At 67.9% G+C, this 12,342-nt stretch carries 12 protein-coding genes and 1 tRNA gene; 5 read left to right on the forward strand and 8 right to left on the reverse strand.

Going from position 1 to position 12,342, the window contains the following annotated elements:
- Window positions 1–69: 69 nt before the first annotated feature.
- Window positions 70–1,869 (reverse strand): thiamine pyrophosphate-binding protein, encoded by a 1,800-nt coding sequence (locus tag AC50YC_RS16770; protein WP_494954434.1) that lies wholly within the window; start codon window positions 1,867–1,869, stop codon window positions 70–72.
- An 80-nt stretch (window positions 1,870–1,949) separates the two neighbouring features.
- Between AC50YC_RS16770 and AC50YC_RS16775 the strand changes: the two genes are divergently transcribed.
- Window positions 1,950–2,399, forward strand: coding sequence for an acyl-CoA thioesterase (locus tag AC50YC_RS16775; protein WP_494954435.1), 450 nt, complete (start codon window positions 1,950–1,952; stop codon window positions 2,397–2,399).
- A gap of 67 nt (window positions 2,400–2,466) precedes the next feature.
- On the opposite strand, the gene AC50YC_RS16780 is transcribed toward AC50YC_RS16775, so the two are convergent.
- The 5 genes from AC50YC_RS16780 to AC50YC_RS16800 form a co-directional block, all read right to left on the reverse strand.
- Window positions 2,467–4,848 (reverse strand): bifunctional salicylyl-CoA 5-hydroxylase/oxidoreductase, encoded by a 2,382-nt coding sequence (locus AC50YC_RS16780; protein ID WP_494954436.1) that lies wholly within the window; start codon window positions 4,846–4,848, stop codon window positions 2,467–2,469.
- A 10-nt stretch (window positions 4,849–4,858) separates the two neighbouring features.
- Window positions 4,859–6,508 (reverse strand): AMP-binding protein, encoded by a 1,650-nt coding sequence (locus AC50YC_RS16785; RefSeq protein ID WP_494954437.1) that lies wholly within the window; start codon window positions 6,506–6,508, stop codon window positions 4,859–4,861.
- An 84-nt stretch (window positions 6,509–6,592) separates the two neighbouring features.
- On the reverse strand, window positions 6,593–7,465 hold the full coding sequence (locus AC50YC_RS16790) for an acyl-CoA thioesterase (RefSeq protein WP_494954438.1): 873 nt from the start codon (window positions 7,463–7,465) through the stop codon (window positions 6,593–6,595).
- Window positions 7,462–7,911, reverse strand: coding sequence for a cupin domain-containing protein (locus AC50YC_RS16795; RefSeq protein ID WP_494954439.1), 450 nt, complete (start codon window positions 7,909–7,911; stop codon window positions 7,462–7,464). Before AC50YC_RS16795 ends, AC50YC_RS16790 begins: the two co-directional genes overlap by 4 nt.
- 45 nt (window positions 7,912–7,956) lie before the next feature.
- Window positions 7,957–8,838 (reverse strand): fumarylacetoacetate hydrolase family protein, encoded by an 882-nt coding sequence (locus tag AC50YC_RS16800; RefSeq protein WP_494954440.1) that lies wholly within the window; start codon window positions 8,836–8,838, stop codon window positions 7,957–7,959.
- A gap of 239 nt (window positions 8,839–9,077) precedes the next feature.
- Between AC50YC_RS16800 and AC50YC_RS16805 the strand changes: the two genes are divergently transcribed.
- Entirely contained in the window at window positions 9,078–9,506 is a 429-nt protein-coding gene (locus tag AC50YC_RS16805) for a RidA family protein (RefSeq protein ID WP_494954441.1), read from the forward strand.
- Here AC50YC_RS16805 and AC50YC_RS16810 read toward each other — a convergent pair.
- Window positions 9,503–10,423, reverse strand: coding sequence for a PaaX family transcriptional regulator (locus AC50YC_RS16810; protein WP_494954442.1), 921 nt, complete (start codon window positions 10,421–10,423; stop codon window positions 9,503–9,505). The two genes, AC50YC_RS16805 and AC50YC_RS16810, sit on opposite strands and share 4 nt — an antisense overlap.
- 113 nt (window positions 10,424–10,536) lie before the next feature.
- Entirely contained in the window at window positions 10,537–10,668 is a 132-nt protein-coding gene (locus AC50YC_RS16815; RefSeq protein ID WP_494954443.1) for a hypothetical protein, read from the reverse strand.
- 158 nt (window positions 10,669–10,826) lie between these two features.
- Here AC50YC_RS16815 and AC50YC_RS16820 point away from each other — a divergent pair.
- The 3 genes from AC50YC_RS16820 (at window position 10,827) to AC50YC_RS16830 (ending at window position 12,322) form a co-directional block, all read left to right on the forward strand.
- A tRNA-Gly gene (locus AC50YC_RS16820) sits at window positions 10,827–10,900 on the forward strand.
- A 115-nt stretch (window positions 10,901–11,015) separates the two neighbouring features.
- A complete protein-coding gene (locus AC50YC_RS16825; protein ID WP_192815748.1) occupies window positions 11,016–11,165 on the forward strand; it encodes a hypothetical protein in 150 nt (49 codons plus the stop codon).
- An 8-nt stretch (window positions 11,166–11,173) separates the two neighbouring features.
- Window positions 11,174–12,322, forward strand: a complete 1,149-nt coding sequence (locus AC50YC_RS16830; RefSeq protein ID WP_494954444.1) for a N(5)-(carboxyethyl)ornithine synthase — start codon at window positions 11,174–11,176, stop codon at window positions 12,320–12,322.
- Window positions 12,323–12,342 lie beyond the last annotated feature (20 nt).

Raw genomic sequence — 12,342 nt, forward strand, 5'->3', positions numbered from 1 at the left:
ATTGATTCCGACAGTAAACAAATCAGCATATTTAGTTTCTGTAACGATCGTCAGCGTTGTGCGCTGAAGTCAGTGGCCTTTGAAGGCCTCGGCGAGCCACCAGGCGCCGCCGTCGGACGCTATCTTGGCATCGATGACCAGCGGCCGGGCGGGGCCCGCCTGCAGCCAGGCGTGGACGGCCTCAAGGTCCGCCACGCTGCGGACCGTCACGGCGTCCGCGCCGAAACCCCGAGCGATCGCGGCGATGTCAGTGTCCGGAAAGGTGACGGTACCGAGGTCCACGGCGGGATCGACGGCTGGGCCGCCGTCGGACTCCGCACCCGCGCCGAAATGGTGGACCTCCGCCCCGTAGCCGGCGTCGTTGTAGATAATGCAGACGAGCGGCAGCTCCAGACGGACGGCAGTCTCCAGTTCGCTGATGCCCATCAGGAAGCCGCCGTCCCCGGCCCCGAGGACCGGCAGCCGGTCCGGCCGGGCCAGCGCGGCCCCGATCGCGGTGTAGAGACCGAGCCCGATCGATTGGAAGGCCTGGGTGAAGCAGAAGCCGAACTCATCCGGGACTTTGAGGTAGGTGCTGGGATAGCCCATGAAGTTGCCGGAGTCGATCGAGAGAATCCGGTCCGCGGGCAGGATCAGGTCCAGTTCGCGGCTCAGCACCCGCGGATCGATCCGCCCGCCGCCAGAGAGGTCCGGAGTTTCGACGTCGTTCCAGCGCGAGCCTGCTGCGATGGAGGCCGCGTTCTGCGCGGTGCGGTACCGCTGCGCCGGCGTCGGCTGGAGCGTCCGCAGTTCCGCGAGGACATCCGCCGCAGTCAGCGCGGAATCCCCCACCACGCCCAGGTCGATGGGCCGGTTGGCGCCAAGCGCGGAGTCCTCGACGTCGACCTGGACCACGGCGGTCCCGGCGGAGATCAAATGTCCGTGCCGCATGGTCCACATGTTCAGGGCGCAGCCCCAGCCCACGATCAGGTCAGCGCCCTGGATCAGCTCGGCGCTGAGCGGCGAGGAGAATCCGCCGGAAATCCCGAGCGCGAAGTCCTCGTCATGGAACAAGCCATTCGCCACCGCCGACGTGGCCACGAGCGCCCCGGAATGCGAGGCGAGGCTGAGCAGCTCCTCGCGCGCGTTCCTGGCCCCGCGGCCTGCCACGAAGACCGGGCGCTCCGCGGCGTTGATCAGGTGCGCCAGGCGACGGACGCCGGGGGCAGCGGGGCGGACCGGCTGGACGTCGGCGACAGCGGCCGGGCGGGCCGCCCCTGCCTGGGCGGCAGCCGGGGCCGACTGGACATCGAGAGGCAGGTTGAGCACTACGGTGCGGCGTTCGTTCCGGGCGGTGCGGAAGGCCCGGATGGTGTCCGCGACGGCGGTGGCGGGTGAATGGATCCGCTCGCTCACGGCTCCGACGCTCCGGGCGAGGGCATCCTGGTCGATTTTGAAGTTCGACCGGACAGCGGAGCCCTGGGTGTCGGCCGTCAGTACGATCAGCGGCGTGCGGCTCTTGGCCGCTTCCCCGATCCCGGTGACGGCGTTGCTCAGCCCGCAACCCTGGTGCGTGCTCACCACGCCCACCAGGCCGGACATCCGGGAATAGGCGTCGGCCATGGTGGCAGCGCCGCCCTCGTGCCGGGCAGCGGTGTAGGGCACCCCGGCCAGGCGCAGGGCATTGGTCACCTCGAAGTTGCCGCTGCCCACTACGCCGAAGACGTGGCCGACGCCGAGCTCCGCCAAGGTCCTTCCCACGAGCTGCGCGACGGTCGCGGACGGCTGCTGAACCTGGCCGCCGGGGACCTCCCGGGCCGCGTCGAGGGGCCCGAGGGCCACTTCCGGAGCGCCCGGGGCGCCGGGGGAAACGGATGAAGCTACTACCATGGACTTACCTTCCATTGAGTAATGCAGCGGTTGATTACTGCGCTGTTGCTAACTGCTCTACGAACTTCCAGGCGGCCTCCATGAACCCCCTTCAGTCCCTCCCCAGCACCGCCACGACGGCAACCCTGGAACGGACCATTGAATGGGTGGATACGGATGCCGCGGGGCACCAGCACAATTCGGCGGTGCTCCGCTTTGTCGAGGCCTGCGAGGCCAAGTTGTTCCGGGACCTGGATCTGCCGGAGTACTTCCCGTCGGCTCCGCGGGTTCGCCACGAACTCAACTACCGGGCGAAGTTGTACTTCGGCCAGCAGGTCACCACCACCGTAGTGGTGGAAAAAATCGGCCGCACGTCCATGACGTTCAGCTTTGAGGTGTGGGGCGAGGAATTCCGCGGCGAACCCCGAGCCCTCGCCGCCCACGGGTCCTTCGTCACGGCCCACGTCGCCCAGGGCGCCACGGCCGCCACCCCGTGGCCGGCGGAGCTGACGGCCAAAGTCACCGCCCGCGGCGTCTCCGGCCGGGACTGACCGGACCGCCCCGTCCGCTGCCCGGCACCGCGCCATCGAGGCACCGGGCAGCGATCCCGCACCGGCGCTAGACCGACGCCGGCACTTTCGCCGGTGTCCAGCGCAGGTGCGTCGGCAGCCCGGCAATCTCGGGCTCGCGCACCAGCGCCAGCCGGGGCCGGACCGCGTCGGTGCGGGCCGACGGCGGCTTCCGGCTGCCGGCCCGGAATTGCTGCGGCCAGTCGGCGCCGGGCCCGCGGTAGTCCTGCTCGATCGCCGCGTGCAGGGTCCACTGCGGATCAAACAGGTGCGTGCGGCCAAGGGCACAGAGGTCCGCCCGGCCTGCCAGCAGGATCGAGTTGACGTCGTCGTAGGAGGACACCGCCCCCACCGCGATCACTGCCACGCCTGCCCTGTGCGCCACCTCCTGCCGGATCCGGTCCGCAAACGGCGTCTGGTAGCTCCGGCCGTAGGCCGGCTTCTCCTCCTTGACCACTTGGCCGGAGGAGACGTCCACACCGTCGGCGCCGTGCTCCACGAACGCCCGGGCAATCGCAACAGCGTCGTGCTCGTCATTGCCGCCGGGTGACCAGTCCGTCGCGGAGAGCCGGACCGTCAGTGGCTTGTCCGCCGGCCAGGCGGCACGAACGGCGTCGAACACCTCCAGGGGGTACCGCAGCCGGTTCTCCAGCGATCCGCCGTAGTCGTCGGTGCGCCGGTTGGCCAGCGGCGAGAGGAACGTGGACAGCAGGTAGCCGTGCGCGCAGTGCAGCTCCAGCAGGTCGAAGCCCGCAGCCGCGGCGCGGACAGTGGCGGCGACGAACTCGTCCCGGACCTGGTCCATCTCAGCACGGCTGATTTCGCGCGGGGCCGGGCTCCCCGGGCCGTAGGGGATCGCCGAGGGGCCCACCGGCTCCCAGCCGCCCTCCGGCAGCGGCTCGTCGATCCCTTCCCACATCAGTTTGGTGGAGCCCTTGCGGCCGGAATGGCCCAGCTGGACACCGACGGCCGCCGTCGAACGGTGGTGCACGAAGTCGACGATCTCGCGCCAGCTCTCCTGCTGGACCTCGTTGTAGAGGCCGCTGCAGCCTGGCGTGATGCGGCCGGTCTCAGAGACGCAGACCATCTCGGTCATGACCAGGCCGGCGCCGCCGAGGGCCTTGCTGCCGAGGTGGACCAGGTGGAAGTTCCCCGGCACACCGTCGGTGGCCGAGTACATGTCCATCGGTGAGACGACGATCCGGTTCTTCAGTTCCAGCCCGCCGATCCGGTAGGGCTGGAACATGGCCGGGGCACTGCCCTCGATGCCCTGCGTGCGCGCGAATTCCTCGTCCACGCGGGCGGCGAACTCGGGGTCCCGCAGCTTGAGGTTGTCGTAGGTGATCCGGCGGCTGCGGGTGAGCAGGTTGAAGCAGAACTGGACCGGGTTCTGGTCCTTGTACATGCCGATATTCTCGAACCATTCCAGCGAGGCCTGGGCGGCGCGCTGGGTGGATTCGACGACGGGCCGGCGTTCCGTTTCGTAGGCTTCCAGCGCGGCCCCCAGCTCGGTGTGTTCGTGCAGGCAAGCTGCCAGGGCAAGGGAGTCCTCCATGGCCAGCTTGGTGCCGGAGCCGATGGAGAAGTGCGCGGTGTGGGCGGCGTCGCCGAGGAGCACGATGTTGCCGTGCCGCCAGGACTCGTTGCGGACCGTGGTGAAGTTGATCCACTTGGAGTTGTTGACCAGGACCTCGTGCCCCTCGAGCTCCGCGGCGAAGATGTCGCGGATCGCGTCGACGGCCGCCTCGTCACTTTCGCCCGGCCGGAAGGCCTGGTGTTCGGTGACGTCGAAGCCGGCGCTGCGCCAGACGTCCTCATGCATTTCCACGATGAAGGTGCTTCCCTCGTCCGAATAGGGGTAGCCGTGGATCTGCATGACGCCGTGCTCGGTGTCCTTGACGAAGAACTTGAACGCCTCGAAGACGAGGTCGGTGCCAAGCCACATGTACTTGGACTTGCGGACGTCGAGGCTGGGCTGGAAAACCTCGGCGAATCGCGAGCGGACGGCGGAGTTCAGGCCGTCCGCGGCGAGGACGAGGTCGTAGTCGCGGCTGAGTTCCTCGACGTCCGGCGCCAGGGTGCTGAAGTGCAGGTCGACGCCGAGTTCGGCGCAGCGGCGCTGCAGCAGCTCGAGCAGTTCCTTGCGGCTCATGGCGGCAAAGCCCTGGCCGCCGACGGTGTGCTGCTGACCCTTGAAGTGGATGTCGATGTCGGTCCAGCGGGCGAAGCGCTCGGACATGTACTCGGCGATCGCGGTGTCAGCGTTGCCGATGCCGCCGAGGGTTTCGTCGCTGAAGACGACGCCGAATCCGAAGGTGTCGGTCGCGGCGTTCCGTTCCCAGACGGTGACCTCGTGGTTCGGATCCAGCTGCTTCATGAGGGCGGCGAAGTAGAGTCCGCCCGGGCCGCCGCCGATGATTGCGATTTTCATGTGGTGCCTCTCAAGCGTTCTGGTGTTCGGGGGTAGCGGTGTCAGCGGCCAGCTGCTCGCGCAGCCGGAAATGCTGGAGTTTGCCGCTCGGGTTGCGGGGCAGTCCGTCGACGAAGTTCACCTGCCGCGGGTACTTGTACGGGGCGATGGTCCGCTTCACGAAGTCCTGGATCTCCTTGCGCTTCGCGTCATCGGCCTCGACGCCCTCGCGCAGCACGATGAAGGCGCAGACCACGCTGCCCCGGTCGGGGTCCGGCCTGCCGACGACGGCGTTTTCCAGCACGTCCGGGTGCTGGTCAATCGCGGCCTCGACCTCGGGTGCGCCGATGTTGTAGCCGGAGGACACGATCATGTTGTCGGAGCGTGCCTGGTAGTAGAAATAGCCGTCCTCGTCCCGGCTGAAGGTGTCGCCGGTGACGTTCCAGCCGTCGACGACGTAGTCCAGCTGGCGGGAGTCGTTGAGGTAGCGGCAGCCGGTGGGACCGATCACGGCGAGGCGCCCGACCGCGTTCGGGCCCAGTTCCCTGCCGTCGTCGTCAAGGATCGTGGCCCGGTATCCGGGGACGGCGGTGCCGGTGGCGCCGGCGCGGATGTCGTCCCCTGCCGCGGAAATAAAGACGTGCAGCATTTCGGTGGCGCCGATGCCGTTGACCAGCTTCAGGCCGGTGCGTTCATGGACGGCGCGCCAGGTTTCCGCCGGCAGGTGCTCCCCCGCCGACACGGCGGTCCGGAGGCTGGCGAGCAACCCCTCGGCGCCCTCCTTGAGGATGGCCTTGTACGCCGTCGGAGCAGTGAACAGAATGGTGGCTTTCGCCGCATGCACGGCTTGCGCCAGCTCGAGCGGGGTGGCGCGTTCAGTCAGCAGCGCAGCGGCCCCGAAGCGCAGCGGGAAGACCACGAGCCCGCCCAGCCCGAAGGTGAAGGCCAGCGGCGGCGACCCCGCGAAGACGTCCTCGGGGGTCGGCTGGAGGATGTGCCGGGCAAAGGTGTCCGCGTTGGCGAGGATGTCCCGGTGGAAGTGCATGGTGATTTTCGGTGTCCCGGTGGTGCCCGAGGTCGGGCCGAGCAGCGCGACGTCGTCCGCCGCCGTCGGGACGGTCGCGAACTCGCCGCTTTTGGCCGCGCAGCGGGCGGCGAGGTCCGTGCCGGTGCTGCCCCCCATGGCCAGCACCGGCACCTCGTCTCCGGCAGCCTCGGCCAGATCGTCCAGGAAGCGGCTGTCGCACAGGGCGGCGGCCGGCCGGGTCAGCTCCAGCAGCGTCCGGATCTCGTTGGCACGCAACGCCGGCATGATCGTGACGACCACGGCGCCGGCCTTGAGCACCCCGAGCCAGGCCGCGACGAGCCACGGGTTGTTCGGCGAGCGCAGCATCACGCGGTTCCCCGGGACAATTCCGCAGTCCTCCACGAGGACCTGGGCCACCTGGTTGGCGCGGCGCTGCAGTTCCCCGTAGCTCCAGGCGGTGCCGTCGGGGGTGAGCAGGGCCAGGCGTTCGGCACCAAAGCTGCGGACGGCGTCGTCAATCAGTGCGGTGGCGGCGTTGAGCTGCTGCGGGTACTGCAGTTCCGGGAGCGTGAACTCCAATTCTGGCCACTGCGATGCCGGGGGCAGGTTGTCACGCGCAAAGGTGTCCTGGTGCGCCGAGGGCGTCAGTTCCATTGCAAGCCTTTCGTATCGTCATTAAGAGGTGGTGGGGGCCATCGATTGCTCCGAAACGGCCGTTTTGGCCGCCCAAAAGGGCAGTTACGGAGCAACCGACTTCCGGATCATGCCTTCCTGGACCACCGTGGCGAGGAGCCTGCCCTGCCGGTCGTAGAAGTGCCCCTGGGCGAGGCCGCGGCTGGCCTGGGCCGAGACTGCTTCCTGGACATACAGCAGCCAGTCGTCCACCCGGCCTTCGCGGTGGAACCACATGGCGTGGTCCAGACTGGCCGTGACCAGGCCCGGGTCACCCCAGGCGTAGCCGTGCACCCGGAGCACCGGTTCGAGGATGGTGTAGTCGCAAACGTAGGCCAGCGCCGCCCGCTGCAGGTCCGGGTCGTCGGGGAGCCGGTCGAAAGCCTTCACCCAGACGGCCTGGTACGGAACCTGTTCCCCCTCAACGCTGAGATACACGGATCCCGGAACATGCCGCATGTCGAAGCTGCGGCCGCCGGACCAGTAGGCCGCAGCGTCACCCTCAACGCCGTCGAGCACGTCGGCGGAGGACGGCAGCGACTCCGGGTCCGGGATCCCGGCCGGCATGGCACGGGCGAATTCCTCGCCGGATTCCTCCGCCTGGAAGGATGCCATGGCCACATAGACGGTCTTGCCGCCCTGGTAGGCGCGAACCTGCCGGGTGGAGTAGCCCCGCCCGTCGCGAAGCCGCTCCACCTCGTAACGGACCTCGGCGCCGATGTCCACCGGCCGCATGAAGTAGCTGTGCATCGAGTGCAGCGAGCGGTCATCGCCCACCGAGCGCATTGCAGCGGCCGCGGCCTGGGCCACCATGTCGCCGCCGTAGGCTTTGGGCCAGGGCACGTACTGCGTCGTGGCGGTGTAGGCCTCGTCGAGGAATTCCGGCTCGACGGCCGTCAGCGCAAGGGCCGACAGCAGAATCTCGGAGGTGGGGTTCATACCCGGCGGTACCCTTCGAGCGTGGAGTCGTCGACGTCGTCCAGGTTCACCACAATGTTCTCCGGAGTGCGCGCTGTCAGCCAGACGAGTTCCTCGGTGACGCTCATGTTGGCTTCCACATGCGGCATGTACGGCGGGACGAAGACCCAGTCGCCCTCGGTCATGTCAATGAATTCCTTGTAGCCCTCGCCGAAGTAGATTCGGCCGTGGCCGCGCAGCACATAGCCGCCGGTTTCGGCTTCGCCGTGGTGATGCGGGAAGGAGCGGTAGCCCGGTTCGTTGCTGACCTGGCCGTACCAAATCTTTGTGGCAGGGGTGTGCTGGGTGCTGACGCCGGAGATCCGAACGGCTCCGCCGGACTGGCCGGTGTCGCGGTGCTCCGCGCCCTTGCGGGTGACGACGGGGACGACCTGTTCAGTCAACTGCTGGCTGATCTGTTCTGTCATGGTGATGCCTCTCTGTATGGCGGGTCGGAATGGCGGGGTGGTGGCTTAGAGACGGACGGTGTTGGTGAGCGTGCCGATGCCCTCGATCTCAGTGGTGACCACGTCGCCGTCGTGCAGGAAACGCGGCGGGGTGGCGCCCATGCCGACACCGCCGGGGGTGCCGGTGAGGACGACGTCGCCGGGGCTCAGCCTGGTGAAGGTGGAGATGTAGGACAGCAGGGCGGCTGCGGTGAAGACCAGCGTCTTGGTGTTGCCGTTTTGGACCTCTGTGCTGTTGACCAGGCAGCGGACCCGGACGCCGGCCTCGGGATCGCATTCGTCCGCGGTCACCAGCACCGGACCGAGCGGGGTGGTGCGGTCGAAGGCCTTGCCCTGGAACCACTGCAGGGTGCGGTTCTGCCAGTCGCGCATGGAGATGTCGTTGGCTACCGTATAGCCGGCGATCGCGGCGGAGGCTTCCTCAACCGAGGCGTTCTTGAGCGGGGCGCCGACGACGACCGCCAGTTCTGCTTCCCAGTCCAGCCTGGCGCCATGCCCGGCGGCGTCGATGACCTCGCCGTCCCCGATCAGGGTGTCCGCGTACTTGGCGAACAGGGTGGGGTATTCCGGCAGCTCCCGGCCCATCTCGGCGATGTGGTCCGCGTAGTTCAGGCCGCAGCAGATGACTTTGGACGGGCGCGGCAGCACGGTGGCGAAGCGGACGGCGTCGGCGGGGATGGTGTCGGCGCGGACGGCGTCGCACGCGCTGCCCGCCGTTTCCGCGGCGGCAACGGCGGCCGCTGCCTGCTCCTGCCAGCCGGCACTTCCCAGCAGTTCACTGAGGTCCTGCGCGGCCAGCAGCACAAAGCGGTCCCCAACCTGCACGGCGGCGCGGGTGGCGGGGCCACCGGCGTCGTGGGCTGCCGTAATGACGGTCGCAAGGCGCATGATTCTTCACTTCCGGTTCGACGGCGGAGCCGGCCCCTTTGCCGGTTCCGGTGACGTGCCCGCTGCGGCATCCCCGATTCGGGTATGTCGACATTTTTACGGTCGTCACATATGCTCAAGTTAACACGAATTCACCGGTTTGGGTAGACCGGCAGCGGTTCCGAATCCGCCCGCCGGTTGAACTCCGGACCCCGATTACCCACTAGTACGCAGCACCGCCGACTTATTGAGGAGCCACCATGAACCACAAGGTCATCAACCCCGCAGCCCTGGCCAAGCCCTCCGGCTTCGCCCACGGCGTCCTGGCCGGCAACACCGTGTACCTGGGCGGGCAGACGGCTATGGACAGCAACGGCGACATTGTTCCCGGCGGCATCGTGGAGCAGTTCCGCCAGTGCTTCTCCAACGTCCTCACGACGCTGACTGAAGCCGGGGGCGTGCCCTCGGACCTGGTCAATGTCAACATCTACTTGACCGACGTCGAGGACTACCAGAAGAACGGCCGCGAAATCGGGCGGATCTGGCGTGAGATGGCGGGCACCGACTATCCCGCGATGGCAGGCGTCGGCGTCACAAGGCTCTGGCAGGCCGAGGCGCTGATCGAAATCCAGGGGGTCGCTGTGGTGTCAGGCCAGGGCTTAGGCCCTGCCCGGCCCGGCCCGGCCTAAGTAGTACCGGAACTGCCCGTGGCCGCCAGCAGCCGCTCGGCATGCTGGCGGGCCGGGACGTTCAGGCGGCGGTGCAGCTCCGCGAAGATACGTTCTGCGGTGAGCCCGTGCCAGCCCGGCGGCAGGAACTCCGCCGGCAGGCCCGGATCCAGATACGGCAGCCGGCGCCACTGGGTGAGGAGCTGGATGTAGTCCGCGAAGGCCGCCCGGTCGGCATCGGGCCCGGGCTCTGCTGCGCCCGCCGACTCCCAGCGCGCCAGGACCGGCGCGAAGCGCTCGATGAATTCCGCGTACAGCGACTCCAGGGCCGGAAGGTCCCACCATCGGGAGACCTTGTCCTTGACGTCACCGGCGGTCAGGTGTTCGGCCTTGAAGAACTCCACGTATTCAGTCAGCCCGGTCCGCTCAAGCTGGTGCCTGATGTCGTCATAGGTGTTTCCCGGGGCAATCCAGAGGCCGGGGGTGACAGACCCGAAGCCCATCCGGGTTAGCATGCTGCGCAGCTGGTGGCGGAGGTGGCGCTGCGATTCCGGGACGGAGAAGGCGATGAGGAGCCAGCGGTCGGCAGCAGTCGCCCGGCGGGGCGAGAAGATGCGGCGGTCACCTTCCTGGAAGACATCCTCAAGATTGGGGGCCAGCCGGTAGGCGGCCACTCCGCCCTGCTTGACGCTTTCCAGCACTCCGCGGCGCTTGAGCCGGGACACGGAAGAGCGCACCCCCGAGGACTCGACGCCAAGGTCATCGAGCATGGAAATCAGCACCGAGACCGGCAGGGCGCCCCCGTTGGAGCGCCCGTAGAGGCCGTAAATCGTCACGATCAGCTGCTGGTGCCGCGGGGTCGCCCGCGGAACGGCGCTTCCGCCGGCAGGACCGTCATCCAGTCCGGCGCCCAGCGGCGTCGCGGGGTTCTCTAACACCGTCGGTCTTCCCTCAGCAGAACAGTCATGGATCTAGGCTATAGAGGTCTGCGTGCCGCCACAGCCAGGACGCTCCGCGAACCGTCGCCGTACCGCCGCAGGCGGGCTCCTGCTCAGTCCCTAAGTTGCGCGAACGCCTCGTCCACGGCATCGGACCCGCCGTCGTGTTCGGTCTCCGCGGTGCGCGCCACATGGCGCGCCAAGGCGGCTGACGGCGCAGGGAGGAGAGGGACGGGACGCGTCATGCATCCCGTCCCTCGATCTTCTCCCCCGACCTCGCCTGCCGTGTGCCCTGGACGCGATCGGAAACCGGTTCGAGTGTTCTGAGAAGGCTTCCGACTGGGGTAATGTAAATCTCGTTGTTTTCACCGGGACCAGGTCCGGCCTTTCGGACGGTCCCACTGCGGCTGTAGCTCAATGGTAGAGCGCTAGCTTCCCAAGCTTGATACGCGGGTTCGATTCCCGTCAGCCGCTCCAATTTCCCGCACGGCCACGCCCCGGACCCAGCCCGGCGGACGTCCCCGGGGCCGTTAGGTCAGTACCTGTATCGTTCGAAGTCAGGAACCTTTCCGGTTCCGCTACAGGAGCGATCATGGCTGACAAATCCCCCCGTCAAGCAGCATCCAAGAAATCCGGCAAATCCATCAAGGAAAAGCGGGCCGACAAGAGGACCGCTGCAGCGCCGCCCAGCTCCCTGGACAAGGCCACCAGCTCCAAGCCGGCGAGTCCCAAAAAGAAGTGAGCGGCACCATGAGCCACCTCACCCTCGGAGTCGTAGGCAGCACGCGGAAACCTAACGAGCGGCGCCTCCCGATCCATCCCCTCCACCTGGACCGCATCGCCCCGGAGCTCCGGCAGCAGCTGATCCTGGAAGAGGGCTACGGCAAGCGGTTCGGCCTCTCGGACGCCGACCTGGCACCGCTGGTGGGTCGCATCGTCCCCCGTGCGCAACTGGTGGCCGAGGCCGACGTCGTGCTCCTGCCCAAGCCGCAGCCCGAGGACCTCGCCGAACTCCGGGACGGTCAGGTCCTGTGGGGGTGGCCGCACTGCGTCCAGGACCGGGCCATCACCCAGCTGGCCATCGACAAGAAGCTCACGCTGATCGCCTTCGAGGCGATGAACCACTGGGCCAGCGACGGCGGCTTCGGCCTCCACGTCTTCCACAAAAACAACGAGCTGGCCGGCTACTGCTCCGTGCTGCACTCCCTGGCGCTGACGGGATCCACGGGGGTCTACGGCCGCCGCCTCAGCGCCGTCGTCATCGGTTTCGGGGCCACGGCCCGCGGTGCCGTCACTGCCCTCAACGCCCACGGCATCCATGACGTCCAGGTGCTGACCAACCGCGGGGTTGCCGCGGTGGGTTCCCCCATCCATTCGGTGCGGATCGCGCAGTTCGACCACGACGATCAGGCGCCATTCCGCAGCGAGGTCATCACCGACCGGGGCCGCGTGCCGCTCGCGCCGTTCCTCGCCGCGAGTGACATCGTGGTCAACTGCACCCTGCAGGATCCCAACGCGCCGCTGACGTACCTGCACTCCGAGGACCTGGATGCGTTCCGGCCCGGCAGCCTGATCGTGGACGTGTCCTGCGACGAGGGCATGGGCTTCAGCTGGGCGAAATCCACCACGTTCGCCGAGCCCATGTTCAAGGTCGGGGACCATATCGACTACTACGCGGTGGACCACAGCCCCTCCTACCTGTGGAACTCGTCCAGCTGGGAAATCAGCGAGGCGCTGCTGCCGTTCCTGGAAACCGTGATCACCGGCCCCGGGGCCTGGGCCACGAACGAGACCATCCGCCGCGCGATCGAAATCCGCGACGGCGTGGTCCTGAACCCGGACGTACTGCAGTTCCAGCAGCGGAAGCCGGAGTACCCGCACGCCCCGCTGGCCGTCTAGCGCCGGCCCAAGGTTTTCGC

It is taken from the genome of Pseudarthrobacter sp. MDT1-56, from assembly GCF_059383555.1.

Excerpts from the sequence above, each read along its gene's own strand:
- AC50YC_RS16770 (WP_494954434.1), bottom strand. The coding sequence starts at position 1,869 with ATGGTAGTAGCTTCATCCGTTTCCCCCGGCGCCCCGGGCGCTCCGGAA.
- AC50YC_RS16775 (WP_494954435.1), top strand. The coding sequence starts at position 1,950 with ATGAACCCCCTTCAGTCCCTCCCCAGCACCGCCACGACGGCAACCCTG.
- AC50YC_RS16780 (WP_494954436.1), bottom strand. The coding sequence starts at position 4,848 with ATGAAAATCGCAATCATCGGCGGCGGCCCGGGCGGACTCTACTTCGCC.
- AC50YC_RS16785 (WP_494954437.1), bottom strand. The coding sequence starts at position 6,508 with ATGGAACTGACGCCCTCGGCGCACCAGGACACCTTTGCGCGTGACAAC.
- AC50YC_RS16790 (WP_494954438.1), bottom strand. The coding sequence starts at position 7,465 with ATGAACCCCACCTCCGAGATTCTGCTGTCGGCCCTTGCGCTGACGGCC.
- AC50YC_RS16795 (WP_494954439.1), bottom strand. The coding sequence starts at position 7,911 with ATGACAGAACAGATCAGCCAGCAGTTGACTGAACAGGTCGTCCCCGTC.
- AC50YC_RS16800 (WP_494954440.1), bottom strand. The coding sequence starts at position 8,838 with ATGCGCCTTGCGACCGTCATTACGGCAGCCCACGACGCCGGTGGCCCC.
- AC50YC_RS16805 (WP_494954441.1), top strand. The coding sequence starts at position 9,078 with ATGAACCACAAGGTCATCAACCCCGCAGCCCTGGCCAAGCCCTCCGGC.
- AC50YC_RS16815 (WP_494954443.1), bottom strand. The coding sequence starts at position 10,668 with ATGACGCGTCCCGTCCCTCTCCTCCCTGCGCCGTCAGCCGCCTTGGCG.
- AC50YC_RS16825 (WP_192815748.1), top strand. The coding sequence starts at position 11,016 with ATGGCTGACAAATCCCCCCGTCAAGCAGCATCCAAGAAATCCGGCAAA.
- AC50YC_RS16830 (WP_494954444.1), top strand. The coding sequence starts at position 11,174 with ATGAGCCACCTCACCCTCGGAGTCGTAGGCAGCACGCGGAAACCTAAC.